The organism is Pseudomonas sp. FG43, assembly GCF_057809175.1.
The window spans coordinates 88,999-114,588 of record NZ_JBMDJL010000019.1; the positions used below are offsets into that span (position 1 = coordinate 88,999).

Sequence of the window (25,590 nt, forward strand, 5' to 3'; positions counted from 1 at the left end):
ACCTAATGTTGTCGTACTGAGTGATTCTCCCGATAGAGAAAAGCGCTCTGGATTTCGTTGGCCAACCTGTCGGCCAAAAAGAAAGACAGAGTGGTCGCATCTGCCAGCAACGTCTGAGGACCAGAATATGTGCGAGCAAGCCAGAGCTCACCCGCACATTCACGCCGCCCGAACGGGATATCAACGTACTTCCACAAGCTCCAAAGACCGATCCAGCTCGGCTTTGGCCATGCCGATCAGATGCACAACCGAAAAAGCCAGATCACGTTTTGGGCCGTTGAGGGTATCTCCAGTTTCATAGGCCGTAGCGGCAGCACAACGTAATAGCTCGCTCACATGCAGCAGTGACTTTTCAAGAGGGTGATGGGGTGGAGCTGGTGTTGAATTGATCATGATGTTCTCTCTGTATTGAGGCCACCAGGATTCGCTGCTAAACGAATGAAAGGTGGCAGCTTTGACGCGGGTTAGCAGACCGGTAGAGAACACAAGACCCGGCGCACCCGAAGATGCCCCACGCAAAGCCGCCATAAACGGAGCTTGCGCTATATGTGCTCTGCGACAGGCTGCTAAACCCGATCACTGATATCCAGTGACCGACGCAGCCTAGAGGTCGGAATTCACATGCGCAAGGCCTCGGGATTTTCTCGGAAACTTCATGCAGAGGAAAGGGAAAAGGGTGTCGGATTTGGTGTCAGGTGACAGGATTTTCGTTAGCGGACGTAAATTTTGCGAGGGGTCGGTACACCCCATGGATCTTTACCGTCATCAATGCCGTCGTCGCGGCCAAGGCCCCTCCCACAGACGTGTATTCATAGCGGGCGTGCGGCGCAATCCTGTTCTCCAGAAAGCAAAAAACCCGCCGAAGCGGGTCGTTTTGCACACAATACCATCCCGACATCCTGTCAGTAGCCTCCTGGCAATGGCCGATCTTCCCTTATCGCTGCATCGATCCTTCGCTGCAGTTGTTGAATTGGATCCTACATTTGCCACGACGCTGGGGATAGAGCCAATCGCGCCTGTTCGTGTAAGCCTTTGGCTATATGGCGCCGACGTCTAAAAAAGCGTGACTGTTGTCTCAGATTTAGTCATGTTAAGCCGACATCATGAAGATAGCGTTGAGAGTCAGTGCAAGGATCTGCCTGATGACTCATAAAAAAAGAAAAAACAACGAATTAGGGTGAACATCATGAATATGCGCAGCTTATCTATCAGCCGCCGTCTATGGCTGATTCTCATTGTCTCTGTGCTGATGCTCTTTGTGCTCGCGGCCGCCATGCTCAAGCAGATCCATGACGATCTCTATCTGGCCAAGGCCGAGAAAACCACGCATGTGGTCCAGACAGCCAGCGGCATTCTCACTTACTACCAGGGGCTGGAAGCCGCTGGCACCCTGACTCGTGAAGCCGCGCAGCAGCAGGCTCTCAGTACCATCAAGGCCCTGCGTTATGGCCAGAACGATTATTTCTGGATCAACGATCTGCGCCCGGTAATGGTCATGCACCCCGCCAACCCCAAGCTTGATGGCCAGGATCTGTCGGGCGTGAAAGACCCGGACGGTTTTGCGCTGTTCAATGAAATGGTGGCAGTGGCCAAGAGCAAGGGTGCCGGCCTGATCCATTATCGCTGGCCAAAACCGGGTGCCAGCGAGCCGGTGAAGAAGACTTCTTACGTGCAACTGTTCCAGCCATGGGGCTGGATCATCGGCTCGGGCGTGTATGTCGATGACGTGGCTGCCGAGTTCAAGCAACAAATGTGGAATGCCGTTCTGTTCAGCGCAGGCATTGTGCTGGTCCTGACGCTGCTGGTGACGCTGATTCTGCGCAGCATCGTCCTGCCATTGCGCTTGACTGTCAGCGCCATGGCCAACATCGCCAGCGGGGAAAGCGACCTGACCCGCACTCTGGAAACCCAGGGCAACGATGAAATCACCCAGTTGGGCAAACACTTCAATGCTTTCACCGCCAAGCTGCGCAGCGTGGTCATCGAGTTGCAGTCTTCGGCTGTAGGGCTGGGCCAGGCCTCCACAGACCTCGGCCACAGTGCCGAGCAGGCTCAGGAGCGTAGCCAGCAGCAATCCCAGCAAATGGATCTGGTAGCCACCGCCGTCAATGAAGTGACCTATGGCGTGCAGGACGTGGCCAAGAACGCCGAGCACGCGGCCAGCGAAATGCGCGATGCCGAGTCCCAGGCGCAACAGGGCCAGGTCAACATCGACAACAGCCTGCGCCAGATCGACCATCTGTCCGGCACCATCGGCCAGGCCGTGGAAGTGATGCAAACCCTGGCCAGCGAAAGCACACAGATTGGCGGCGTGCTGGAAGTCATCAGCTCGATTGCCGAGCAGACCAACCTGCTGGCACTCAACGCGGCCATTGAAGCCGCACGGGCCGGGGAACAGGGCCGTGGTTTTGCCGTGGTGGCAGACGAAGTGCGGCTGCTGGCCCAGCGGACCCAGAAGTCCACAGCCGAGATTCAGGGCATGATCGAACGCCTGCAACGTCACTCCGACGCAGCGGTCAAGGTGATCGGCGACAGCAGCCGCTCCTCGCAACTGACCATCGAGCAGGCCAATCAGGCCGGCCAGAGCCTGACCTCCATCAGCCAGGCCTTGCGCAACCTCAACAGCCTCAATGCCTCGATTGCCAGCGCCACCCTGCAGCAATCCCATGTGGTCGATGACATCAACCAGAACGTCACTCAAGCCGCGCAACTCTCCCAAGGCACGGCCCTTGCCGCTGAACAGTCCACTGCTGCCAGCCAGCATCTGAGAGGATTGAGCGAACAGTTGAATGGCTTGCTGAAACAATTCCGCGTTTAACTCGTTGTGTTCGACAGGCTGCACGGAACCTCGTGCAGCCTTTGTTGCCTGAGGCCTGTCCATTTATTGCAGGGGGTCGTATGCGCACACTGGAACTGGCAGGTCAAAGCGTCCCCGTACTGGGTCAAGGCACTTGGCACATGGGCGAAGTCAGCCATCAACGCTCGGCGGAAATCGCTGCGCTGTGCATGGGGATCGAGCAAGGCATGACCCTGATCGACACGGCAGAGATGTATGCCGACGGCGGCGCCGAAGAAGTGGTCAGGCAAGCGATTGCCGGGCAACGCGACAAGGTATTCGTGGTCAGCAAGGTCTACCCGTTCAATGCCAGCCGCCAAGGCATTCCCAAGGCTTGCGAAGCCAGCCTCAGGCGAATGAATACCGATTACATCGACCTCTACCTGCTGCATTGGCCGGGCGAATACCCGCTGGGCGAAACCGTCGAGGCTTTCGAGCGGCTGCGCGAGGCTGGCAAGATCGGCAGTTGGGGCGTTTCCAACTTCGATGTGTCGGACATGATGGAATTGGACAACCCACGCTGCGCCACCAATCAGGTGCTCTACAACCCCGAGCAACGTGGTATCGAGTTCGACCTTTTGCCCTGGGCCAATGACCGGCATTTGCCGATCATGGCGTACTGCCCGATCGGTCAGGCGGGCGACCTGCTCTATCACCCTGCACTGCACGAAGTCGCCAATCGTCACAGCGCCACGCCAGCACAGATCAGCCTGGCCTGGGTGCTGCGCCAGCCGAACATGATTGCCATTCCCAAGGCGACCAATCCTGAGCACATTCGCCTGAATATCGAGGCCGAAAAAATCGTCCTGACGCCACAGGATCTGGCCGACCTGGACAGGGCCTGGCCAACGCCGACCCGCAAGCGGCCATTGGCGATGGTTTAGACGTAGAGCCCCGGAAACAGCCAGCAATATTCCGTCACAAATATGTAATACCGGCTTGTCATGATGCGCGCTTCACCTCCCCGCTCCGGGCAGGCTTGCACGTGGAAAGCCATGAACCACAGCATTGCGCGGCATCAGGATTCAGACCTTTTCGGCCTGCTCTATGGCTTTCGTTTTTGTCCGGGTGAACGGGGTCGGGAAATCGATTCTGCCGCTGTCATGGATTACCTGCAAAACACCCCGGACAACGACGACTTCATCTGGCTGCACCTGAACCTGTCTCACGCGGCCTGCGAGCGCTGGATGAAAACCCATCTGGAGCTGCCGGACGAGTTCTTCGAGGCGTTGAACGAAGGCTCGCGCTCGACCCGGATCGAACATATCGATTCAGCGCTGCTGGCGGTGGTCAACGATGTGGTGTTCGACTTCAACATGCTGTCGACCGATATCTCGACCTTATGGGTCTGTACCCGCAGTCACTTGATGATTACAGCGCGCCTGCAACCCTTGCGCTCCGTCGACAAGCTGCGTTCCGCAGTCAAGCGTGGCGAGCAATTTCACTCACCACTGGAGTTGCTGGCCCATCTGCTGAGCGATCAGGGCGAGGTGCTGACCCAGTTCCTGCGCAAGACCAGCATCAGCGTGGACAAGATCGAAGACCAATTGCTGTCCCAGCGCCTGAGCAACAACCGCTCCGAACTCGGAGCGATGCGCCGGGTGCTGGTGCGTCTGCAACGTCTGCTGGCGCTGGAACCCGGTTCGCTGATGCGCCTGCTGCACCGCCCTCCCCACTGGCTGCGCGAAGAGGACATGCAGGCGTTGCGTCAATCCACGGAAGAGTCGGCCCTGGTCATCAGCGACCTGACGGCCCTGGGCGAGCGCATCAAACTGTTGCAGGAAGAGATCGCCGCCAACCTCAACGAGCAAAGCAGCCGCACCCTCTTCACCCTGACCGTGGTCACAGTGCTGGCCTTGCCGATCAACATCGTCGCCGGTTTCTTCGGCATGAACGTCGGCGGTATCCCGCTGGCCTCGGACCCAGAAGGATTCTGGATACTGGTGGCGCTGGTTGCGACCTTTACCCTGATTGCCGGTCGCTGGGCCTTTCGCAAGCGCGGGGATTACTGAGGGTCCGCTGGCACCTCGCCTTGCGATTGGGTATCGATACTGACCACCACCGACATCCCCGGCCTCAGGCGTTCGGCCGCTGGTTGATCGGGGTCGACAATGATACGTACCGGTATGCGCTGGGAGATTTTCACGAAGTTGCCCGTGGCGTTGTCGGCGGGCAGCAGGCTGAATTCCGAGCCGGCCGCAGGCGAGATACGTTGTACACGCCCGGTGAGCCGGGTGTTGTTCAAGGCATCGACGGTAAAGTTCACCGACTGGCCGAGACGCACATTGGCCATCTGGGTTTCCTTCATGTTGGCGATGATCCACAACCGGTTGGGGACCAGCGCCATCAATTGCGCACCCGAGTTCACATAAGCGCCCAGACGCACGCCAATCTGCCCCAATTGCCCGTCTCGGGGGGCCAGGATGCGGGTATTGTCCAGATCGATACGCGCCAGCTCGATGGCTGCCTGGGCGCTTTCCACCGAGGCCTGCAACGAGTCGCGATTGACGATCACTGTTTGCAGGTCCTCACGTGATATCTGCAACGCGGCCCTGGCCTCGGCCACTGCCGCAATGGCCTGGGCATCGGCAGCACGGGTGACGTCCAGTTCGCTGCGCGATACCGAGCCGTCAGTCACCAGCGCCTGATTGCGACGAAGGTCCGCCGCGCTCTTGCTGCCTTGGGCGATGCTGCTCTGCAAGGCCGCCTGACGCTGGGCAATGGTCGCTTCGGCACTGCGCCGTTGTTGCAGGTTATTGGCCAATGCGGCTTTCTGCACCGCCAGTTGCGCCATGGCCTGTTCCAGATTACGGCGATAGATGCGGTCATCCAGGCGCACCAGCAAGTCGCCTGCCTTGACGAACTGGAAGTCCTGCACCGGCACTTCATGCACATAACCGCTCAACTGCGGACCGATGATGGTCGTCTGGCCGCGAACCAGAGCGTTTTCGGTGCTCTGGATCGGGCTTTTGAACGGCGGCAGTTCCCAGGCATACAGCACGATCAGAACGCCCGCCAACGCGATGCCGGCAAAGATCGCCGACGAGATGATGCGCTTGCGCCTTGAGCGCGGTTCGGTGGTGGGTGGCGTGGTTACCGGAGGCGGCGGAGTATCGGGCGCCTGAATGGCCTCATCATTGTCCTGAGAGTTGGGGGACGGTGCTTTTGGCTGGGTCGGTTCATTCATGAAAGGTTGGCGCCACGGCTAGGGACGGAAGGTGGAATGACAGGTGCAGCAGGCGTCGGTGCAATGGGTCGGGTGGTCATTTTCAGCCACAGCATGCGGGCTGAAATCCAGATCATCGTCAGCACGGCGATCACTGCAATCAACATGAATACATCGTTATAGGCCAGGACATTGGCTTCGCGGGTCGCCAGTGTCGAAAGTGAGCGAATCCCCTGGGTCGTGCGCAACGCGGGGTCGGCAATTGTCGAAGCATAACCGGCAGCGGCGCTTTGCAGGCGGGACTGCACCAGCGGGTCGATCAGGGTCAGGTGCTCGACCAGATGGCTGGAATGGAATTTCTCGCGCACGATCTGGAAAGTGCCCAGAGCAGCAGACCCGATCAGCCCGCCAATGTTCTGGGTGATCCCGAACAGCACGGAAAAACTCACCATGTTGCGCGGGTTGGCAATGACGCCACTGATGCCCAGCACCAGTGTCGGTCCCAGGAAAAACGTCCCGCCGAACGCCAGCAGAAACTGGCTGAGGTACATGTTCGATTGCCGGGTCAGGCTGGTGGAGCCGCTGTCCATCCAGGCTCCCACCGCCATCATGGCCAGGGAAATCAGCAGCGGCTTGATCAGGTGTGCAGGGTTGATGGTCAGGGCGCTGACCGCCAGACCGGCAATGCTGCCCAGTAGCATGACCAGATAAAGGGTATGCAACTGCTCGCTGCCCATGTTCAGCGTCTGCAGGAAACCCACGGCCCCCGTGGACTGCTCCGACAGCACGATGCGAAACAGGATCACCGCCAACCCCAGGCGCAGAATCGCGCCACTGCCCAGCCAGCGGGTAATCAGCAAAGGGTTGCTGCGATTATGCTCGATGGCCAGCCCCGCACAGATCAGCGCGATGGAAGCAGCAGAGGCGATGCCTATCCAGGGCGCTTCCAGCCACCACTCGATCCGCCCCAATGACAGCACCGCACACAACAGGGCAAAACCGCTGGCCAGCAGGCCAAAGGTCAGGAAGTCGAGTTTCTCGAACGCCTTGAAGCGATCACCGGGCGGCAGTTTGAGCATCAACACACAGCCCAGCGACAACAGCGCCATGCCCAGCTCGAACAGGTACAAACCTCGCCACTCGGCAATCTGTAACAGGTCTTCGGACACCAGTCGCGCCAGCGGCGTCGCCAGTTGCGCTGTACCGAGCCCGAGTACCAATGCCTTGAGCCGCCACTTCTGGGGGAAGGCCTGGATCATGTAATACAGCCCGAGAGTGCTGAGCGCGGCACCCACCATTCCATGGGCCGCACGCACCGCAACCGCCGACTCGATGTCATTGACGAACAAGTGGGCCAGAGTCACCAGCGAATAGAGCACCAGGAACAACTCGGTGAAGGCGCGCAGGCCAAACTGCTGACGAAACTTCACCAGCAGCAGGTTCATGGACACGTTGGTCATGACGTAGGCCGCCGGTAACCAGGCAATGTCCGCTGAAGTAGCGCCCAGTGCGCCTTGCAGATAAGGCAGGTTGGCGACCACTAGCGCATTGCCCAGTCCGCCGGTCAGGGCAACGATGACACCCACCAGTGCGAAGGCCCAACGCCTGCGCGTGGAGTGCAGGGGCGTGGAAGGCGAGCCCGGCATGGTCGGCCGCTCATGGGGCTGCCATTGGCGGGGAGCGTATTTATCGTTCATGGATTCCTTTCTGGGGTTTCGCGAATGAATTCGCGCCCGTTCAAGCACTGTAGGAGCGAATTTATTCGCGAAAGGTCCAAACAACAGCTGGCAAATTGCTGCTTCAGACTATGCTTAAGCGCAATTTTGTTTTGCTCATTGGCGCTGTTAGGATCTGCTTCACGCTAAAAATAATAAGTAGAAGAAGAGCAAACGAACAAGGAGTTCAGAATGAGTTCACAGGTGTCACCCGCTCTCTCGGTTCGCAAGCCCAGCCAGAAACCGATTCTGGTCGAGGTGCGCAATCATATCGGCCATCTCACTCTGAATCGTCCCGCCAGCCTGAACGCCATTGACCTGGAAATGATTCGCACCCTGCAACGCCAGCTCGATACCTGGGCCGAAGACCCCACGGTATATGCCGTGGTATTGCGTGGCGCGGGCAGCAAGGCGTTTTGTGCCGGTGGAGATATCCGCTCGCTGTATGAAAGTTACAAGAGCGGACAGAACCAGCACCAGACATTTTTCGTCGAAGAGTATGCGCTGGATCTGGCGATCCATGATTACCGAAAACCGGTACTGGCCCTGATGGATGGCCTGGTACTGGGCGGTGGCATGGGGCTGGTTCAGGGGGCCGACCTGCGGGTGGTTACCGAGCGCAGCCGGCTGGGCATGCCGGAAGTGGCCATCGGTTATTTTCCGGACGTCGGCGGCAGTTATTTTCTGCCCCGCCTTCCCGGCGAGCTGGGGACTTACCTGGGGCTTACCGGCACCCAGATCGGAGCGGCCGACGCCTTGTATTGCGGCCTTGCCGACTGGTCCATGAAAAGCGAAATGCTGCCTCGACTGGACCATATGCTCGACCACCTGAAATGGAAGTCCACGCCTCTCAAGGATCTGCAGGGCGCCATGGCAAAGCTGGCCACTCAGCGCCTGCCTTCTCCGCCACTGGAAGCCTTGCGGCCAGCCATCGACCACTTCTTTGGATTGCCGGATTTACCGAGCATCATCGAGCAATTGCAGCAGGTTACGGTCGCCAACACTCATCAGTGGGCACTGGAAACCGTCCGGCTGATGCAGAACCACTCTCCCCTGGCGATGGCCGTGACCCTGGAGATGATCCGCCGCGGTCGGCATCTGTCACTGCAATCCTGCTTTGCCATGGAGCTGCATCTGGATCGACTGTGGTTCAAGCATGGAGACCTGATCGAAGGCGTACGCGCCCTGATCATCGACAAGGACAGGAGGCCGCAATGGAACCCTTCCAGCGTGCAGGGTCTGAATCCCGAGCATGTGCAGGGTTTCTTCAGCAGTCTGGAGGCGTGAATCATGCACGATATCGAACTCACTGAAGAGCAGGTGATGATCCGCGACATGGCGCGAGACTTCGCCCGAAACGAGATAGCGCCACATGCCCAGGCCTGGGAAAAGGCCGGCTGGATAGACAATGCTCTGGTCGAAAAGCTCGGAGAACTGGGCTTGCTGGGTATGATCGTGCCCGAACAATGGGGCGGGACTTATATCGATTACGTGGCTTATGCCCTTGCGGTCGAAGAAATCTCCGCCGCCGATGCCGCCACCGGCACGCTGATGAGTGTTCACAGTTCGGTGGGCTGCGGCCCGATCCTCAATTACGGCAATGAAGAACAGAAGCAGACCTGGCTGGCGAAACTGGCCAGCGGCAAGGCTATCGGTTGTTTCTGCCTGACCGAACCCCACGCCGGTTCCGAAGCGCATAACCTGCGCACCCGCGCCGAGTTGCAGGGTGATCACTGGGTCATCAACGGTGCCAAGCAGTTCGTCAGCAACGGCAAGCGTGCGCAACTGGCAATCGTGTTTGCCGTAACCAATCCCGAACTGGGCAAGAAAGGTCTGTCAGCCTTTCTGGTGCCCACAGATAACCCGGGCTTCGTGGTTGATCGCAGCGAACACAAGATGGGCATTCGCGCCTCGGACACCTGCGCCGTGACACTCAACGATTGCCGGATTCCCGCTGCCAACCTGCTGGGCGAACGCGGCAAGGGCCTGGCCATTGCCTTGTCGAACCTGGAAGGCGGGCGTATCGGAATTGCCGCGCAGGCATTGGGGATAGCCCGCGCCGCATTCGAGGCCGCGCTGGCTTATGCCCGGGAGCGGGTGCAGTTCGACAAACCGATTATCGAGCATCAAAGCGTGTCAAACATGCTCGCCGACATGCACACACACATCAACGCGACACGACTGCTGGTCCTGCATGCTGCCCGCTTGCGCAGTGCAGGTCTGCCCTGCCTGTCCGAAGCCTCGCAGGCCAAGCTGTTCGCCTCGGAAATGGCCGAGTGGGTCTGCTCCAAGGCGATACAGGTTCATGGTGGCTATGGCTATCTGGAGGACTATCCCGTGGAGCGCTATTACCGGGATGCCCGCATTACCCAGATCTATGAAGGTTCAAGTGAAATTCAGCGCCTGTTGATTGCCAGGGAGCTGCGTCATTATCTGGTTTAGGCCTGGCGCTCAGGTGAACCGCTGTCGCCCCAGCAAGGAGATCAGCAAGGTAACCGAGTCGGCATTACTGAGCATGACATCGGTGCGTTTCTGGATATCGGCATAGAACACTTCCCTGGCCTCCTCCAGGGTTCTCTTGCCGGTTATACGCAGGATCGCGTTCTTTGCATCCCCTCGCCTCAGATCCTTCCAGTCATCATTTTCAATCTGCTTGAACAACTGGCTGCGATCGGTCTGGTAGGACAGGGATTTCTGTTGCTGGATGATCTGTTCGTTCTTGATGCGTAGCCGATAGCCCGGAGCATCTTCCAGCAAGTCGACAAAGGGGGCATAGGAATCCACGTAGGCAATATCTTCGGTACCTGCAACCAGATGGGACAATTCATGAATCAGAATCGTCGCACGGTAATGGTCGCCATAGTTGAAACTGCCCGACCTGATGACCTTGACCTTGAAGCGATAGCGGGGCAAACGAAAAAACTGCTCGGTCAGAAAAATCCTTTTCAAAGGGTCTTTGGAAAAGACAAAGGCACTGGATGTCTCATTCCCTCTTTTATTGAATCCGACGATATAACGCTGCGAATTGATGGGCGACAATGACGGGGAAATCAGCTCTTCGTAGATGGGTGTCACGACTTGCTTGACCGCATCGTACAGGCGCGTATCCGGATGCCTGGCATCAAAGAAGCTGGCGACAATATGTTCGACACGAGGATCGAGCGTGCCCTCTGCAGAGCGCCGGTTAAGATTATCAAGGCAGTTTTCCAGGTAACGACGAGCCTGAGTATGCCCCTGCTCGATACATTGCGCCCTGTCACGGTAGATCTGACGAATCTCGTGTATGCCGCGGGCATCGACGACCAGACTCTCACTGACTTCCATTTCCACCAGGTTGTTTTTCATGCGGGTAACAACGCCACCGCCGCCCTTGAGGCCACCCTGCAATTGCAGTGCCCAGTGCTGGTTAGTATCAAGCTTGATGGAAGGTCCGACCTTGTCCTGCATGACGATAAACCAACCGTCCTTGCTGGACTGGACCTGATAGACCTTGCCATTGACGGCGGCGTACTGCCTGCCCGTATTCTCATCCCTGGAAACGTTGAGCACTTCATCCTTGCGGAGCGCGTTCAGAGCGACGTCATGTACCTCGAACGCACTCAGGCGGCTGCGTAATTCCTCGGTAAGCGCATTGGTGCTCCAGGAAAACTCAGGGAAGGACGTGGACTCTGCAGACCCGACTGTCACCTCCTCTTCGGATAAAAGACCTTTATGTGGTTCTTGCCGGGATGAAATCAGCACGCTCAAACCTGCTGCAAGTTCCGATACGGCCTTGCCCCACCTCTGCTCGCCAATGGAAACAGCCGAAGAGTGAAACAGATCGCGGCTCTGCCATACACCGACCAACGCACCGAGACGCCCCGGCACGAATGCCAGTACTTGTTCAACCGCAAGGCCGAACAAGTACTTTGACGAGGTGCGCCGGTTCTCGTCATTGGTAACGCTTTGCTGACGTATATCGAACTTGAAAGCCTCAAGAACCCCCGGTAACAGATACTCCAGCGCATTCCCCTCGCAGGGCTCCAGCATGAAAGTCACCGGCAGCGGGCGCTCAAAGGGAAGGCCCATCGAGTCTTCAATGCTGAAAGGCAGATGTGGCTCGTGAAAGCCACCATGGTCATAGATGTGGCGCATGGTCGGGTCAATGCGGTCAAGGACATACGTCTGGAGACTGCCGGAAGTACACAGGTCGGTCACCAGAGCTGCCTGGTCGGCATACTCTCTGAATGTCCACTGCTCGCACAGCGGCGCATAGATCACCCAGGGCCCCGGCTGCTGCGAAGCTTTAGGAGTAATCACGTAAACGCCAAGAACCGGAGTCGGCTCCCAGCCTTTGGGAGCGGGCAGGATCAGCAAGGGACTCAGCACCACGTCCCACCCACGGACCGGCAAGCGGGCAATACCGTCAGGCATATTGAATACAGACTCGATAAAGTCATATGCCTCAGCCGACAGCTTGTTCCTGAGTTTGAGTACAAATGCCTTCAAGACCTCTGTAACCGGAATCTGCTCGGCAAAGTTACTCTTGCGCACAAGATGGGAAGGGCTACGGTTATCGAGCGCCGAATCGACCAGTTGCCGATAGTCGGTAGCGACATCCAGCGACTGCAACAAGTCTCGAATGTATTCGGGGGTCAACGACGCGCTCAAAGGGCTGCCGTCCTTGTGCGCAATGGAAATGACGCCATCCTGTATGGATGAAAAGCGGTTGATGGAAAAATCGGTGAGCGTTTCGCTTATTTTCTGGGTTGCTGCGGGTATGCCTTGGGGTGTCTGGCCGGTCGCAACAATCGCGGGTACATAGTGCGTCAGGGTCACGATCAGTTGATCGGAGTCCAGATTCGCGCCCGGAAAATCGACCGAAAGCCTCTCGCTCAGCTTTTCCTTTGCATGGTCACGAATATCGGGAATATCAAACAGGAAATCTTCGTGCGTACTGCTGGAGATATAAAAACGCTGCACCAGATTGGTAAGCGTAATCAGGTCATCAAACGAAGATTCGGTCACCCAGGTCGGCGCAATGGCTTTATAGATCAACACCTGAAGAGCCGCGCCCAGATCATTCACTGCCTGACGGGTTCCATCGTCGCGCTCGGTAACCGCGAGCGCTTTGCCAAACAGATCGGGGGTCAGGCCCCAGGTCTGCGCCCGGTTGTAGATAAAATTCACGGTCATCCGCTGTCGCTGGTTTTCAGCCTCCTGTAGCGCGTGAACCAGATGCCCCTCAATCACCTGGAACATGACACGGATACCCAATTCGCCAGGTCGCTCAAGGTACTTGAGCAATGCATGCCTGTCCGCCCCGGACAAGAGTTCAAGCACATTATCGATCCTGTCCACACGTCTCAGGCAGGCCAGCAAATTGTCTGCCAGTGCCTGGCGAGAATCGAATTTCGTCAGACCGTTCAACATTGTCCACAGAACATTGGAGCCGGGTTGCCGGGGGTTGTAGAGCACGAAAGCATTCGCCAGTGGAATCGGTGGCAGATCCGGCTCGTAATGCAATGACAGCATGCAGACCTCGACCCGCTCATCGCCCAGTACCTCGCGCAGGTGCGGCAGCGGTCTGTCCAGCACTTGCTGGAGCATATCCAGGACCTTCGTATCGAATACTTCCAGATGCCGTTCCAGAGAGAGTTCCAGACGTAGAGCGTCTTCACGGGAATGAGTCGCCCATACGCCAGGGTGTATTTGCGTATCGAGTCGACGAGTCGGCAGAGAATAGAAGTCTCGCTGCTGGCGGTCATAACGCTCTGCAAAATCGGGCAGTATCCATTTGAGCATCGACTCGAATAACGTCAGCGGCAAACGGATCTCGGGTTGATTCTGAAGCGCAGCGGCCTGCCCTTTCACCACCGTCCCGTCCAGGAGCGGTACAAGGCCTGGTTGACTGACCCGTTGAAGAGCCAGCGAAACCAGTCGAATCGCGGGCTCGCCGGAGCTGGCCCTCACGACCCAGAGTTCACGCGCATCCAGAGGTTCACCGCCGATCAGTGCCAGATAGCGATCAAGTGCATGACGCATGCACGTCTCCACTCCCGAATGCAGCGTGGCCAGACGCTCCATTCGCGCATCGAGGCTGATCATTCTGTCAGCCCAGGCTTGCAGTACGGGGTAATCGTGATCCCCTTGATCGACCGTCGGGACCGAAGGCAAGTGATCCCAGAGCGGCTCGAATTCAATCTGCCCGGCCTGCCAGCGTCCTGAATCACGCAGGCGCAACAACCGGGCATCCAGCAAGCCACGCACATCGAGTGCATCGTCGACCCGGACCGATGCCTTTTGATAAGCGATTGCCGGCAGGCCCAGCGCATAGCGAACATTTCGCTTCTGCAAGCCGATGATCGACCTGATGAACTCGGGAAACCACGGAACAGTCAGTGCATCGACACGCAGCTTGAGCGTGCCTTGCATGTCGATCAGGGAGTGATCGTCCAGCGAGGAAAAACTCAGCAGTTCGGCTCGCCCCTGAACACTGGAGAAATGCTCGCTGATCTGCTTCCTGTCAACGTAATGCCTGAACCCGTACAACGATGAAAACAGATACAGCACCGGTAACTGCTCGACCCGAAACTCGATCAGGAATACACCGACCAGCTTGACCGGCTCCTGATCACCGATACTGACAGCCAGCCTGCTGACCGTGACCGATTTCAAATCCTCAGGCGCACCGGGATACGGCAGCAGTGAACTCAGATGGCGGCATTCGTGTACCGTCAGTGCCCCTTGCTCTGTACCGGTCAACAAGGTCTGGCGCAAGGACTCGGCCAGGGCATGGGCGACAACATCTCGTAGCGTGCGGCCATCATTCGTAACCTGACTCCAGTACTCATCCAGCAACTGCTCGTACGTATCGGTGACGATAGACCTCAACTCATCGAGCGCCTGGACGTATGGCTGCGCCTGGACCGGGGTCAGAATCCGGCCTTGAGCATCCAGAAATCTCAGGACAAGCCCTTTTCCAGGCTCTTCACCCGCATATTTATGGGTCGCGACCTCGACCAGTGTCTGGGTGCATGCCACCAGACTGGTCGTCATGACGCTTTCGGATGAGCGTTCCTCGACGATTTGCACGGGATGGTGGAAGACATCGATATCATTGCCGGGCAGAAGCTGTGCAAGCCTTTGCTGCAAGGCTTTACCGAGCGCAGTCTGCAGGAACGGCATGCCGTGCAGTCGTTCGGACAACCGGTCAAGATGCTGCACCTGTTGCTGGACAACAGACTGCATCTGAACCTCGAACAGCGGGCCATCGATCAAGCGCGCATCGACCTCCAGCGACATTTCCCGGATCTCGTCGAACCTTTTCTTGAGGCTGACGAGCAACGCAGCCCTGCTCTTGAAACGCTCGATACCGAACAACAAGGTACTCAGGAACACCGGAGCTTTGCTGTCCTGCGTATCGCTTATCAATAATGCGCCGGCCAGCTCAGCGTTGGGCGTGGAGCCATCATCCATGACCAGCCTGTCGACACGGGGAGGAGGCACGTCCGACTTGCCGGTTTCGCCCACCAGTCGCTGTAGCCATCTGCCCTCGTCGCCCCGGATACGGGATGTGTCGATTGCCGCCTTGATACTCTGCTCGAATCGCACTTTGAGCGACTCGCTGAAAAAATACGGGGGTGATGACATGTGCCATTTCCTTTTCATGAAATCTCGCCACACGCCGGATGACCGGCGCAGGCAAGGAAAAGAAACAGCTTATGGAGGGCGTCGAAATGGCTGCGTTACATAAAGCAATTGATTGCCGGATATTGAAATGAAGCCTCGAGCAATGTCAGTTGGCGGTGACCTTGCTGTTTTTCTCTACCCAGACAGCGTAGGCATTGATGAAGGTTTGCAGGAACGGCCGGGTCTTCTCCGACAGCGTACCGGCCTCGTCGAAAAAGGTACCTGCATTGCCCAGATAGGCTTCGGGCTGTTGCAGGCAAGGAACGTCCAGAAACACCAGTGACTGGCGCAAATGGTGATTGGCACCAAAACCACCGATCGCGCCGGGTGAAGCACTGATCACCGCGCCCGGCTTGCCACTGAAAGCACTTTTGCCATAAGGCCGCGAGCCCACGTCAATGGCATTCTTCAGGGCGCCTGGCACTGAACGGTTATATTCCGGGGTAACGAACAACAGGCCGTCTGCGGCTGCAAGCTGTTCGCGAAATCTCGTGTAGGCCTGCGGGGCCGAAGCGCCATCAATGTCTTCGTTGTACAGCGGCAGGTCACCGATCTCGACGATGTTCAGCTTCAGTGTGTCAGGGGCCAGATCAGCCAATGCGAGCGCGATCTTACGGTTGATGGAGTCTTTTCTCAGACTGCCGACCAATACAGCGATGGAGTGAACCTGGCTCATGGAGATATCCGTCATCTGATTCAAGGAACCATCAGGTATAGCCCAAGTCATGTTCAAGAGGCGAATGGAATAGCCCACTATTTTTTCGTGCCCGCCAAACTCACCTATGAATCAGTGGTCTACAAGCCTCGGTGGATTCTTAATCCAACGGTTATCTTCAGTTTCAGAGGTTACAAAGCAGATGGCTTCAGTTCTCGTCGGACAGTTTCATGCAAGAGATGCGGCAGGCCGTATCTACCCGGTGCATGAATTCCAGGAATCACAGCCTGATGAGGCTGACGGCAAGGAGCCTGTCAAAACGTATCGTCTGGCTATCGGAGACAGGGTCAACCATTTGGGCGGGGATGATTTTGAAGTGATCCAGTCCGGCGTGAAGATGACCCGAATCCCATAACATCCGTGTGCAGGTGTGGGACCGGATTTATCCGGGAAGATATTTCTTCGCTCCCACCCTTCAGGGAAATATCAGATACCAGAAAATCGCTGTCTCACGAGTCTGCGGGTCGATGCTGCGGTAACGCATGTGATCGAAACCACCCACCACATACCCGCACCGCTCATACAGCCTGCAAGCCGCCAGATTATTGTTCTGGGTTTCGAGCATTATCCCCGGCAGATTGCGCTGGCGGCTCCAGAACTGCGCCACATCCAGCAAGGATCGGGCAACCCCGCAACGACGTGCCGACTCGTCGACCGCCAGCTCATCGATATGGGCAAAACCATTCCAGTGGGTACTGAGCACGATATGCCCGACCGCCTGCTCTCCCAGCCAGGCAACCAGCACCGTACTGTCGGCAGCGTCGCGGTAATCGCAGAATTCCTGTGAGTCGATGCCGTAGTTCTTGAGATAAGGCTCTACCGAATCGATGACCCAGGACTCGACACTCTCCCCCACGACCACCCGGGCGTAGCCATGGACCGTAAAGGTGAACTCGCTGTTGAGGATATAGTCCTCGAAGCATTCGTCTGCGACACGAATGCTCAGTGACGGGTTCGCTACAGTCATTTCACCACTGCCCTGTTGGTGCAAACCGTTGCCCGGTCAGGACTGGGCCTGAGCCTTGGCCTCTTGCATCTGAGCCCACAACGCTGGCGCGCCGGCCGCCTTGGCAATAATGGCCAGGCGTGCTTCGTGCTCTGCCAGTTCACTTTCGGTCGCACGAATGATGCGCGACGGCTGGCGGCCTGACAGGCGGCGAATCTCGCTGCCGCGGTTGGCACTCCCGCCGCTGGAGCCATTGTCATCGCTCGCGTTACCGGCCAGAGACAGGCTGGTCTGCCCACCAGTCATGGCCAGATAGACATCGGCCAGGATCTCGGAGTCGAGCAATGCGCCGTGCAGCTCACGGCCCGAGTTGTCTACGCCATAGCGTTTGCACAAGGCATCGAGGCTGTTGCGCTGGCCCGGGTGACGCTCACGGGCCATCAACAGCGTATCGAGCACCGAGCAATGCTGGGTGATATCGGCCTTGTCGTGCGCGCCCATCAACGCGAATTCGTTGTTGATGAAGCCAACGTCGAACGCCGCGTTATGGATGATCAGCCGGGCGCCCTTGATGAACTCGAAGAATTCTTCGGCGACTTCATTGAAGCGCGGTTTGCCAACCAGAAATTCGTTGGTGATACCGTGAACGCCAATCGCACCTTCATCGCTCTCGCGATCAGGTTGCAGATAGACGTGAAAATGCCGCCCGGTCAGGCGGCGGCCGATCAACTCGACGCAACCGATCTCGATGATGCGGTGCCCGTCGGTGACAGGCATACCGGTGGTTTCGGTATCGAGTACTACGGACCTGTTATCTGTGTTTTGCACTGCCATTGACTGTTGCCTCGTCTACAGGCCGCGATATTAGCACGCTGCAAGGCCGGATGAGCCGTTCAGCTCATCGGGCAAACGGTCAGCCCTGCTTGATGCCGCGCACCTCATCCACACCACGGTTGGCCAACTGGTCGGCACGCTCGTTGCCGGGATGGCCGATATGGCCACGCACCCACTGCCACTTCACGGTATGACGGCTGACCTGTTCGTCCAGTTGCTGCCAGAGGTCGGCATTCTTGACCGGCTCCTTGGCAGCGGTTTTCCAGCCGCGCTTCTTCCAGTTGACCATCCATTCGGTGATGCCTTTCATGACGTATTGCGAGTCCGTCACCAGGGTCACTTCGCAAGGACGCTTGAGTTCTTCCAGGCCGCGAATGGCACCGGTCAGCTCCATGCGGTTATTGGTGGTATTGGCCTCGCCGCCCCACAATTCCTTTTCGACGCCCTTGTAGATGAGCAATGCACCCCAGCCGCCGGGGCCAGGGTTGCCCTTGCAGGCGCCATCAGTGAAGAGTTCAACGCTTTCGCTCATTACGACCGTTCCAGAATCAAGGGATTATTCGGGCAGGACGACAGGCCAGACCATCAAGGTTGCGGCGTGTTGCGGTTGACCTTGGCCATCGGCAACGGAATCAGCTTGCCCATCGGCTCGCGACGGACCTGACGCAAGGGACGCAAGCCAACCACCAGTTTGCGCGCCACCAATAGATAGAAGCCGCCGCCCGGACTTTGCCGCCCCTCACCGAGGCTTTCCAGACCGCTGAGGCGTGCCTGCCATGCTGCCGAAGAAAGGGGCGGACGATAACACCCGAAGCGCCGCTTCTCCAGTGCGAACCCCAGCAGGTTCAGCCAGTCGGCGACACGGGACGGTGAAATGCAGCGCGCCTTGCGCAAGGCATCGCGAGCGAAGACATGCCGTAAACCCCAGGTGCTCCAGGGGTTGATACCGATAATCAGCAGGTGCCCGCCCGGCCTGACGCTGCTGGCGGCTTCGCGCAGCAGGCCATGGGGCGAAAGGCAGAAATCCAGGCCATGCTGCAGGACCACCACATCGGCGGCATGCTCGCTCAATGGCCAGGCTTCTTCTTCGCAGACGATCTCTACGCCGGGCAGCGGCGCGCCAAGCCTGACATTGCGTTGTACCTGCTTCGCCACGGGCGGGTTTTCGGCAGATGGCCCGTAATGCACAAGATAACCACCGAAATAACGCCCCAGTTCGTCTTCGAGAATCCGACGCTCCTCCTCAAGCAGGAGTTGTCCCAACGGCCCGGACAGCCACTTGCGGGCGGCCTGGATCAAAGCAAGCCATTCAGGATCGGCCTGGGCGAACGCTTCATCGGTCATTTGAGGTCTCCTTGGGGGTTCGCTTGCAGCCGTATCAAAGACTAAGATGCACCATTGTTTCCCGATGTGCGAACTGCGCCATGATACAGATCCACGCCCTGCACGCTTTCAACGATAACTACATCTGGTTGTTACAAGACCTTTCCACTCAACGCTGCGCAGTGGTCGATCCGGGTGATGCGCAGCCAGTACTCGACTGGCTGGAGCACAATCCCGGCTGGCAACTGACCGATATCCTGATCACTCATCATCACAACGACCATGTCGGTGGTGTCGTGCAGCTCAAGCAGGCCACTGGCGCCAGAGTGCTCGGCCCGGCCACGGAAAACATCCCCGCCCGTGACATCGCGCTGGTGGACAACGACAGGGTATCCGTTCTGGGCCTGGATTTCGCGGTCCATGCCGTCCCGGGCCATACCCTTGGCCATATCGCCTTTTATCACGATGACGCGACGGCTCCCGTGCTGTTCAGTGGCGATACCCTGTTTGCCGCTGGCTGCGGACGCCTTTTTGAAGGGACGCCGCAGCAGATGCATGATTCCCTGAGCCGACTGGCGGCCTTACCCGACAGCACGCTGATCTACTGCGCCCATGAATACACACTAAGCAACCTGCGTTTCGCCCAGGCCGTGGAACCCGAAAATCGGGATATTGCCGAACGTCTGGCGCAAGTCAGCCAATGGCGCAGTGAAAATCGTATCAGCCTGCCTTCCAATCTAGCTCTGGAACGACGCACAAACCCCTTCCTCAGGGTCCGGGAAACATCTGTTAAAGAAAAAGCGGACGAACGGACCGGCCGTGAAAACAGCTCGCCGAGCGAGGTTTTTGCTAGCTTGAGGGCTTGGAAAGATACGTTCTAAAGCGCGTGGAATCGGCACGAAAATTCTGAAAGGTTGACCGTTGGGGGGACGCTTTCTAGAATCGCCCGACATTTTCGCCTGGAAGTCCCCCCCAGCCAATGTCGTCACTTACACGCAAACACCTAAATTCGGACGCATTGACTCGGTTGGCTCAGGCTGTGGCTGTAGCAGCGAGTGCGCTACTGGCAGGCTGCCAGACCACAAGTCATGTGGAGCCAAGCAGCACTTACCGCACGCCCAACCTGTCCACCGGCATCAAGCAAAAACCCATCTTCATTACCCAGACGCCAAACCAGTCGGCCCCGCCCCAGGATATCTGGGACCGGATGCGCCAGGGTTTCCAGTTGCAACAGAACAACGACCAGAACCCCCGTATCGATCAGCAGCGCCTGTGGTTCGCCAACAACCCGTCCTTTCTTGAAAACGCGGGCGAGCGCGGCAGCCTCTATATGCACTACATCGTCGAGCGCCTGGAAGAACGCAACATGCCGCTTGAGCTGGCCCTGCTGCCAGTGATCGAAAGCGCCTACAACCCGATGGCGATCTCCCGCAGCCAGGCTGTAGGCCTGTGGCAGTTCATCCCGTCCACGGGGCGCTACTTCAATCTGCGCCAGACCAGCTTCTATGACGGTCGACGCGATATCCAGGCGTCCACCGTGGCGGCAATGGATTACCTGACCAAACTGCATGACATGTTCAACGGCGACTGGCTGTTGGCACTGGCGGCCTACAATGCGGGCGAAGGCACAGTCAGCCGCGCCATCGAACGCAACGAGAAGCTCGGCCTGCCAACGGACTACTGGAACCTGCCGCTGCCTCAGGAAACACGCGACTATGTGCCCAAGCTGCTGGCACTTTCCCAGGTGGTTCTGTCGCCGGATGCCTATGGCGTCAACCTGAACCCGATTGCCAACGAACCCTATTTCGAAGTCGTCGAGCTCAACAAGCGTGTCGATCTGTCCAAGGTCGCAAGCCTGGCCAATATCGACGAAGACGAACTCATCCAGCTCAACCCGGCCTTCAAGAAGCGCCTGACCATTGATGGCCCTCAGCATTTGCTGGTGCCGACTTCAAAGGCGCACATACTGACAGCAAGCCTGTCGGCCATGAAGTCCGAAGAACTGACCGCATGGCAACCCTACCGCGTACGTCGTGGCGATACGCTCGAAAGCCTTGCCAGCCGTTATCAGGTGCCGGTCAGCTCGATCAAGAGCAACAACAGGCTGGCTGGCAACAAACTCAAGGCCGGTCAGTCCTTGAGCATTCCGGTCCAGCCGGGCATGAAGTCTTCGCAGCCTGTGTTCGAGGAGCTGGCCAGCAACGACAAACCGGCCACCAGCCGCAGCTACAAGGTCAGGAATGGCGACAACCTGTCGAGCATCGCTCAGGCCCACAAGGTTGATGTCGAAGAGTTGCAGCGCTGGAACAAGCTGTCCGGCAACAAGCTCAAGATTGGCCAGACGCTGATCGTTCAGGGCGGCAAGGCCGAGAAAGCAGCCACTGCAACGGCCAGCGCCGAGCCCGAAAAGAAATCCATGCAGTACAAGATCCAGAAAGGCGACTCGATGTATCTGGTCGCCAAGCGCTTCAACGTCGAGATGAAGCATCTCAAGCGCTGGAATCCACGTACCGGTCAGGCCCTTAAACCCGGCCAGACCCTGACTGTCTACCTGCCTCATTGATGACGTCGGCCACCTGCCCTGAAGCAACCTCGGGGCAAGTGGTCGTCCAGACCACCCATCCTGCATTGCCAGCGGTCTTTTTCCAGCCGGGACAAGCTGTTACTGTTAGCGACCCGAAAGCCCAAGCCGTCTGGATCGTGATACGTCCCTTCCTGCTAGTCATCTGTCTGGTCTTGAGCTTCTGTGCCAACGCTGCCATCAGCGAAAGCAATGGCTATGCGCAATTTGGCGTTCTCAAGTACCCGGCCAGTTTCACTCATTTCGACTGGGTCAATCCCGAGGCGCCGAAAGGTGGCACCTTGCGAATCATGGCCTTCGGCACGTTCGACACGCTCAACCCTTACACCTTCAAGGGCACCAGCCCTGTGTCGACAGGCAACTTCCTGCAATACGGCGTCAATGAGCTGAACGAACCCCTGATGGTCGGCACCGGCCAGTACGACCCGTCCGGCGACGAGCCCACATCCAGTTACGGGCTGATCGCACAGTCGGTGGAGTTCAGCGAGGACCGCAGCTGGGTGGTGTTCAATCTTCGTCCCCAGGCGCGCTTTCACGATGGCAAGCCGATCACGGCCTATGACGTGGCCTTCTCCTATCGCACACTGCTCAAGGACGGTCACCCGCAATACCGCACGGCCTTGCAGGAAGTGCAGCGAGTCGACATTCTCAATCGCCATCGCATCCGCTTTGTCTTCAAACGCTCAGGCAATCCGCTACTGATCCTGCGCCTGGGTGAGCTGCCGGTACTGCCGCAGCATTACTGGAAAGACCGCGACTTCAAGGCCACGACTTTCGAGCCGCCACTGGGCAGCGGCCCCTATCGCATTACCCGCGTACAGCCCGGACGCCAACTGGTGTTCGAGCGGGTCAAGGATTACTGGGGCAAGGACTTGCCGGTCAATCGCGGCAAATACAACTTCGATCGCGTCGAAGTGGAGTTCTACCGCGACAGCGATGTGGCGTTTGAAGCCTTCAAGGCCGGTGAATTCGACATTTATATCGAACATCAGGCCAAGAACTGGGCCAATGGCTACAACTTCCCGGCGGTCGCCAATGGGCAGGTGATCAAGGCGCAGATCCCGCACAAGATCCCGACTCAGACTCAGGGGCTGTTCATGAATACCCGGCGCGGCACCTTTGCCGATATCCGGGTGCGTGAAGCACTGGGGCTGATGTTCAATTTCGAGTGGACCAACCGCGCACTGTTCAGTGATGCCTACTCACGCTCTACCAGCTATTACCCCAACAGCGAGTTTTCCGCGACGGATCTGCCCACCGGCCGCGAGCTGGCCCTGCTGGAGCCTTACCGGGACCAGTTACCCGCCAGCCTGTTCACCGCCCCCTTCAGCCCATCGAAGACCGATGCCCGCGGCATTCCGCGTGAAACCCTGCGCAAGGCACTGGGCCTGCTTGCCAAGGCAGGCTGGACGCTGTCGGAGCGAGGCCTGCTCAATGCGGACCAACAACCGCTGCATTTCGAGATTCTGCTGGTGAACCCCAATCTCGAACGCATCCTGCAACCCTACATAGAAGACCTGCGCCGCATAGGGATCGAAGCGAGCCTGCGCACGGTGGACCGCGCCCAGTACAAACAGCGGCTTGATCATTTCGACTTCGACATGATCCTCATGACCCTGCAACAGACACTCAGCCCCGGCCTTGAACAGTGGCAGTATTTCCACTCCAGCCAGGCCACGGTCAATGGCAGCAAGAACTACGCGGGCGTCGCCAATCCTGTGGTCGACAGCCTGCTCAACAAGCTGCTGGCCGCACAGACGCATGATGAACAAGTCGCAACCGCACGCGCACTTGATCGCGTATTGCTGTCCCAGCATTACAGCATTCCGAACTGGTACCTGAACAATCATCGCCTGGCCTATCGCAATCGATTCGCCATGGTCACCACCCCGCCCTATACCATGGGGTTGCGTGCGTGGTGGCTCAAGACTCCGGAGAAGACCCGATGACCCCACTGCGTTCCCTGTTCATGCAGGCTGGCGGCCTGTTGCTGGCCGGTATCGTCTGCACGGCCCAGGCGGCTCCCCAGCATGCCGTGACGCTGTATGACGAAGCCCCGAAATACCCGGCCAACTTCAAGCATTTCGATTACGTGAACCCCGACGCGCCCAAGGGCGGGACATTTCGTCAGGCAGGCTTCGGCAGTTTCGACAGCCTCAACCCGTTCATCAACAAGGGCGTGGCCGCTGACGATGTCAGCCTGATCTACGACACCCTCACCAGCCGTAGCCTGGATGAACCCTTCACCGAGTACGGACTGATCGCCGGCAAGATCGAAAAGTCGCCGGACAATGACTGGGTGCGTTTCTACCTGCGACCTGAAGCGCGCTTCCATGACGGGCATCCGATACGTGCCGAGGACGTGGTGTTCAGCTTTGAAACCCTGATGAAACATGGCTCGCCCATGTATCGCGGCTACTACGCCGATGTGGATCAGGTGATTGCCGAAGACCCTTTGCGCGTTCTGTTCAAGTTCAAGCACAAGAACAACCGTGAAATGCCGTTGATCATTGGCCAGTTGCCGGTACTGCCCAAGCATTTCTGGGCCACTCGCGACTTCAGCAAGAGCAATCTGGAAGTCCCGCTGGGTAGCGGCCCTTACAAGGTGGCCGAGGTCAAGGCCGGGCGCTCGGTGCGTTATGAGCGGGTCAAGGATTACTGGGCCAAGGATCTGGCGATCAACAAAGGGCTCTACAACTTCGACTTCCTGACCACTGATTATTACCGTGACAACACGGTCGCGCTGGAAGCCGGCAAGGCCGGGCAGTTCGATTACTGGCTGGAAACCAGCGCCAAGAACTGGGCCACGGCCTACAACACACCCGCCGTGCGCGATGGCCGCCTGATCAAGGAAGAGTTGCCCAACGGCAACCCGACCGGCATGCAGGGCTTCGTCTTCAACCTGCGCAAACCGGTCTTTCAGGACATAAGGGTCCGTGAAGCCCTGACTCTGCTGCTGGATTTCGAGTGGACCAACAAGCAACTGTTCAACGGCTCCTATAGCCGGACCAAAAGCTACTTCGACAACTCCGAAATGGGCTCCAGCGGCCTGCCTTCGGCACAGGAACTTGCCATCCTGGAACCATTGCGCGGCAAGATCCCTGATCGGGTCTTCAGCGAAGAATACAAACTGCCGGTCAACGACGGCAGCGGCATGATCCGTCCTCAATTGCGCCGCGCCTTCCAGTTATTGCAGGAAGCGGGCTGGAAAATCGTCAACGACAAGATGGTGGATACCCAGGGCAACCCGGTCAAACTGGAGTTTCTGCTGGCCCAGACCGAATTTGAGCGTGTCCTGCTGCCCTACAAGCGCAACCTGAACGATCTGGGTATCGAGCTGAGCATTCGCCGGGTGGACGTCTCGGAGTACATCAACCGCCTGCGCTCGCGGGACTACGAGATGATCGTCAGCAGCTACCCGCAATCCAGCTCGCCGGGCAACGAACAGCGGATCTACTTCCACTCCTCCAGCGCCGACAACCCTGGCAGCCGCAACTTCATGGGCCTCAAGGACCCGGCCATCGATACCTTGGTGGACGGTCTGATCAATGCCGACTCGCGTCAGAACCTGATCACCCATACCAAGGCCATGGACCGCGTCCTGCTGTGGGGCTTCTATGTGGTGCCCAACTGGCACATCAAGACCTGGCGCGTGGCCTACTGGGACCATATCGCGCACCCCAAGGCCCCGCCACTGTCGGACATAGGCGTCATGACCTGGTGGATGAAACCGGACGCAAAACCGGCGATTCCCGCACAGCCTGCCAACGGGCAAGCTGAACCTGCGAGTACGGAGCAATAAC

The 25,590-nt window shown here is 58.1% G+C and carries 19 protein-coding genes; 10 read left to right on the plus strand and 9 right to left on the minus strand.

Annotated elements, in window-relative coordinates:
- Positions 1-180: 180 nt before the first annotated feature.
- Entirely contained in the window at positions 181-393 is a 213-nt protein-coding gene (locus ACODS3_RS20360; RefSeq protein WP_489035990.1) for a DUF6124 family protein, read from the minus strand.
- Positions 394-1,186: 793 nt separating this feature from the next.
- On the opposite strand from ACODS3_RS20360, the gene ACODS3_RS20365 reads away from it, so the two are divergent.
- The 3 genes from ACODS3_RS20365 (at position 1,187) to ACODS3_RS20375 (ending at position 4,848) form a co-directional block, all read left to right on the plus strand.
- Entirely contained in the window at positions 1,187-2,818 is a 1,632-nt protein-coding gene (locus ACODS3_RS20365; protein WP_201004287.1) for a methyl-accepting chemotaxis protein, read from the plus strand.
- Positions 2,819-2,898: 80 nt separating this feature from the next.
- Complete coding sequence (locus ACODS3_RS20370; protein ID WP_304575244.1) at positions 2,899-3,720, plus strand: aldo/keto reductase; 822 nt, start codon at positions 2,899-2,901, stop codon at positions 3,718-3,720.
- 111 nt (positions 3,721-3,831) lie between these two features.
- A complete protein-coding gene (locus tag ACODS3_RS20375; RefSeq protein WP_201019779.1) occupies positions 3,832-4,848 on the plus strand; it encodes a transporter in 1,017 nt (338 codons plus the stop codon).
- Here ACODS3_RS20375 and ACODS3_RS20380 read toward each other — a convergent pair.
- Both ACODS3_RS20380 and ACODS3_RS20385 read right to left on the minus strand, forming a co-directional pair.
- Entirely contained in the window at positions 4,842-6,023 is a 1,182-nt protein-coding gene (locus ACODS3_RS20380; RefSeq protein ID WP_489035993.1) for an HlyD family secretion protein, read from the minus strand. The genes ACODS3_RS20375 and ACODS3_RS20380 overlap by 7 nt on opposite strands.
- A complete protein-coding gene (locus ACODS3_RS20385) occupies positions 6,020-7,699 on the minus strand; it encodes an MFS transporter (protein WP_489035995.1) in 1,680 nt (559 codons plus the stop codon). The genes ACODS3_RS20380 and ACODS3_RS20385 overlap by 4 nt, the downstream gene beginning before the upstream one ends.
- 210 nt (positions 7,700-7,909) lie before the next feature.
- On the opposite strand from ACODS3_RS20385, the gene ACODS3_RS20390 reads away from it, so the two are divergent.
- Positions 7,910-9,004: an enoyl-CoA hydratase/isomerase family protein gene (locus ACODS3_RS20390; RefSeq protein ID WP_201019782.1), complete on the plus strand. Its 1,095-nt coding sequence runs from the start codon at positions 7,910-7,912 to the stop codon at positions 9,002-9,004.
- A 3-nt stretch (positions 9,005-9,007) separates the two neighbouring features.
- The gene (locus ACODS3_RS20395; protein ID WP_489035997.1) at positions 9,008-10,159 is read left to right on the plus strand and encodes an acyl-CoA dehydrogenase family protein; all 1,152 of its coding nucleotides are present in this window, start codon (positions 9,008-9,010) and stop codon (positions 10,157-10,159) included.
- 9 nt (positions 10,160-10,168) lie between these two features.
- On the opposite strand, the gene ACODS3_RS20400 is transcribed toward ACODS3_RS20395, so the two are convergent.
- Together ACODS3_RS20400 and ACODS3_RS20405 are read right to left on the minus strand one after the other, a co-directional pair.
- Positions 10,169-15,349: a dermonecrotic toxin domain-containing protein gene (locus ACODS3_RS20400; protein ID WP_489035999.1), complete on the minus strand. Its 5,181-nt coding sequence runs from the start codon at positions 15,347-15,349 to the stop codon at positions 10,169-10,171.
- A 145-nt stretch (positions 15,350-15,494) separates the two neighbouring features.
- Complete coding sequence (locus ACODS3_RS20405) at positions 15,495-16,064, minus strand: NADPH-dependent FMN reductase (protein ID WP_304575238.1); 570 nt, start codon at positions 16,062-16,064, stop codon at positions 15,495-15,497.
- 181 nt (positions 16,065-16,245) lie between these two features.
- Between ACODS3_RS20405 and ACODS3_RS20410 the strand changes: the two genes are divergently transcribed.
- On the plus strand, positions 16,246-16,458 hold the full coding sequence (locus ACODS3_RS20410; RefSeq protein WP_025259241.1) for a hypothetical protein: 213 nt from the start codon (positions 16,246-16,248) through the stop codon (positions 16,456-16,458).
- Positions 16,459-16,518: 60 nt separating this feature from the next.
- Here ACODS3_RS20410 and ACODS3_RS20415 read toward each other — a convergent pair whose 3' ends face one another.
- The 4 genes from ACODS3_RS20415 to ACODS3_RS20430 form a co-directional block, all read right to left on the minus strand.
- Positions 16,519-17,070, minus strand: a complete 552-nt coding sequence (locus ACODS3_RS20415) for a GNAT family N-acetyltransferase (RefSeq protein ID WP_489036002.1) — start codon at positions 17,068-17,070, stop codon at positions 16,519-16,521.
- A 36-nt stretch (positions 17,071-17,106) separates the two neighbouring features.
- On the minus strand, positions 17,107-17,883 hold the full coding sequence (gene dnaQ / locus ACODS3_RS20420; RefSeq protein WP_489036004.1) for a DNA polymerase III subunit epsilon: 777 nt from the start codon (positions 17,881-17,883) through the stop codon (positions 17,107-17,109).
- 79 nt (positions 17,884-17,962) lie between these two features.
- Positions 17,963-18,415 carry a ribonuclease HI gene (gene rnhA / locus ACODS3_RS20425; protein WP_025259238.1) on the minus strand — a complete coding sequence of 151 codons (453 nt, stop codon included), beginning with the start codon at positions 18,413-18,415 and terminating at the stop codon, positions 17,963-17,965.
- Positions 18,416-18,468: 53 nt separating this feature from the next.
- Positions 18,469-19,227 (minus strand): class I SAM-dependent methyltransferase, encoded by a 759-nt coding sequence (locus ACODS3_RS20430; protein WP_489036006.1) that lies wholly within the window; start codon positions 19,225-19,227, stop codon positions 18,469-18,471.
- An 80-nt stretch (positions 19,228-19,307) separates the two neighbouring features.
- On the opposite strand from ACODS3_RS20430, the gene gloB reads away from it, so the two are divergent.
- From gloB to ACODS3_RS20450, 4 genes are all read left to right on the plus strand, one after another.
- Complete coding sequence (gloB, locus tag ACODS3_RS20435) at positions 19,308-20,087, plus strand: hydroxyacylglutathione hydrolase (protein ID WP_201019787.1); 780 nt, start codon at positions 19,308-19,310, stop codon at positions 20,085-20,087.
- Between the two features lie 98 nt (positions 20,088-20,185).
- Positions 20,186-21,769, plus strand: coding sequence for a lytic transglycosylase (locus tag ACODS3_RS20440; RefSeq protein WP_201019788.1), 1,584 nt, complete (start codon positions 20,186-20,188; stop codon positions 21,767-21,769).
- A 137-nt stretch (positions 21,770-21,906) separates the two neighbouring features.
- A complete protein-coding gene (locus ACODS3_RS20445) occupies positions 21,907-23,736 on the plus strand; it encodes an extracellular solute-binding protein (RefSeq protein WP_201019885.1) in 1,830 nt (609 codons plus the stop codon).
- Positions 23,733-25,589, plus strand: coding sequence for an extracellular solute-binding protein (locus ACODS3_RS20450; protein ID WP_489036009.1), 1,857 nt, complete (start codon positions 23,733-23,735; stop codon positions 25,587-25,589). The genes ACODS3_RS20445 and ACODS3_RS20450 overlap by 4 nt, the downstream gene beginning before the upstream one ends.
- Position 25,590: the final 1 nt, after the last annotated feature.

Coding starts and splice junctions, on each gene's coding strand:
- ACODS3_RS20360 (WP_489035990.1), bottom strand. CDS start 393: ATGATCAATTCAACACCAGCTCCACCCCATCACCCTCTTGAAAAGTCA.
- ACODS3_RS20365 (WP_201004287.1), top strand. CDS start 1,187: ATGAATATGCGCAGCTTATCTATCAGCCGCCGTCTATGGCTGATTCTC.
- ACODS3_RS20370 (WP_304575244.1), top strand. CDS start 2,899: ATGCGCACACTGGAACTGGCAGGTCAAAGCGTCCCCGTACTGGGTCAA.
- ACODS3_RS20375 (WP_201019779.1), top strand. CDS start 3,832: ATGAACCACAGCATTGCGCGGCATCAGGATTCAGACCTTTTCGGCCTG.
- ACODS3_RS20380 (WP_489035993.1), bottom strand. CDS start 6,023: ATGAATGAACCGACCCAGCCAAAAGCACCGTCCCCCAACTCTCAGGAC.
- ACODS3_RS20385 (WP_489035995.1), bottom strand. CDS start 7,699: ATGAACGATAAATACGCTCCCCGCCAATGGCAGCCCCATGAGCGGCCG.
- ACODS3_RS20390 (WP_201019782.1), top strand. CDS start 7,910: ATGAGTTCACAGGTGTCACCCGCTCTCTCGGTTCGCAAGCCCAGCCAG.
- ACODS3_RS20395 (WP_489035997.1), top strand. CDS start 9,008: ATGCACGATATCGAACTCACTGAAGAGCAGGTGATGATCCGCGACATG.
- ACODS3_RS20400 (WP_489035999.1), bottom strand. CDS start 15,349: ATGTCATCACCCCCGTATTTTTTCAGCGAGTCGCTCAAAGTGCGATTC.
- ACODS3_RS20405 (WP_304575238.1), bottom strand. CDS start 16,064: ATGAGCCAGGTTCACTCCATCGCTGTATTGGTCGGCAGTCTGAGAAAA.
- ACODS3_RS20410 (WP_025259241.1), top strand. CDS start 16,246: ATGGCTTCAGTTCTCGTCGGACAGTTTCATGCAAGAGATGCGGCAGGC.
- ACODS3_RS20415 (WP_489036002.1), bottom strand. CDS start 17,070: ATGACTGTAGCGAACCCGTCACTGAGCATTCGTGTCGCAGACGAATGC.
- dnaQ (WP_489036004.1), bottom strand. CDS start 17,883: ATGGCAGTGCAAAACACAGATAACAGGTCCGTAGTACTCGATACCGAA.
- rnhA (WP_025259238.1), bottom strand. CDS start 18,415: ATGAGCGAAAGCGTTGAACTCTTCACTGATGGCGCCTGCAAGGGCAAC.
- ACODS3_RS20430 (WP_489036006.1), bottom strand. CDS start 19,227: ATGACCGATGAAGCGTTCGCCCAGGCCGATCCTGAATGGCTTGCTTTG.
- gloB (WP_201019787.1), top strand. CDS start 19,308: ATGATACAGATCCACGCCCTGCACGCTTTCAACGATAACTACATCTGG.
- ACODS3_RS20440 (WP_201019788.1), top strand. CDS start 20,186: ATGTCGTCACTTACACGCAAACACCTAAATTCGGACGCATTGACTCGG.
- ACODS3_RS20450 (WP_489036009.1), top strand. CDS start 23,733: ATGACCCCACTGCGTTCCCTGTTCATGCAGGCTGGCGGCCTGTTGCTG.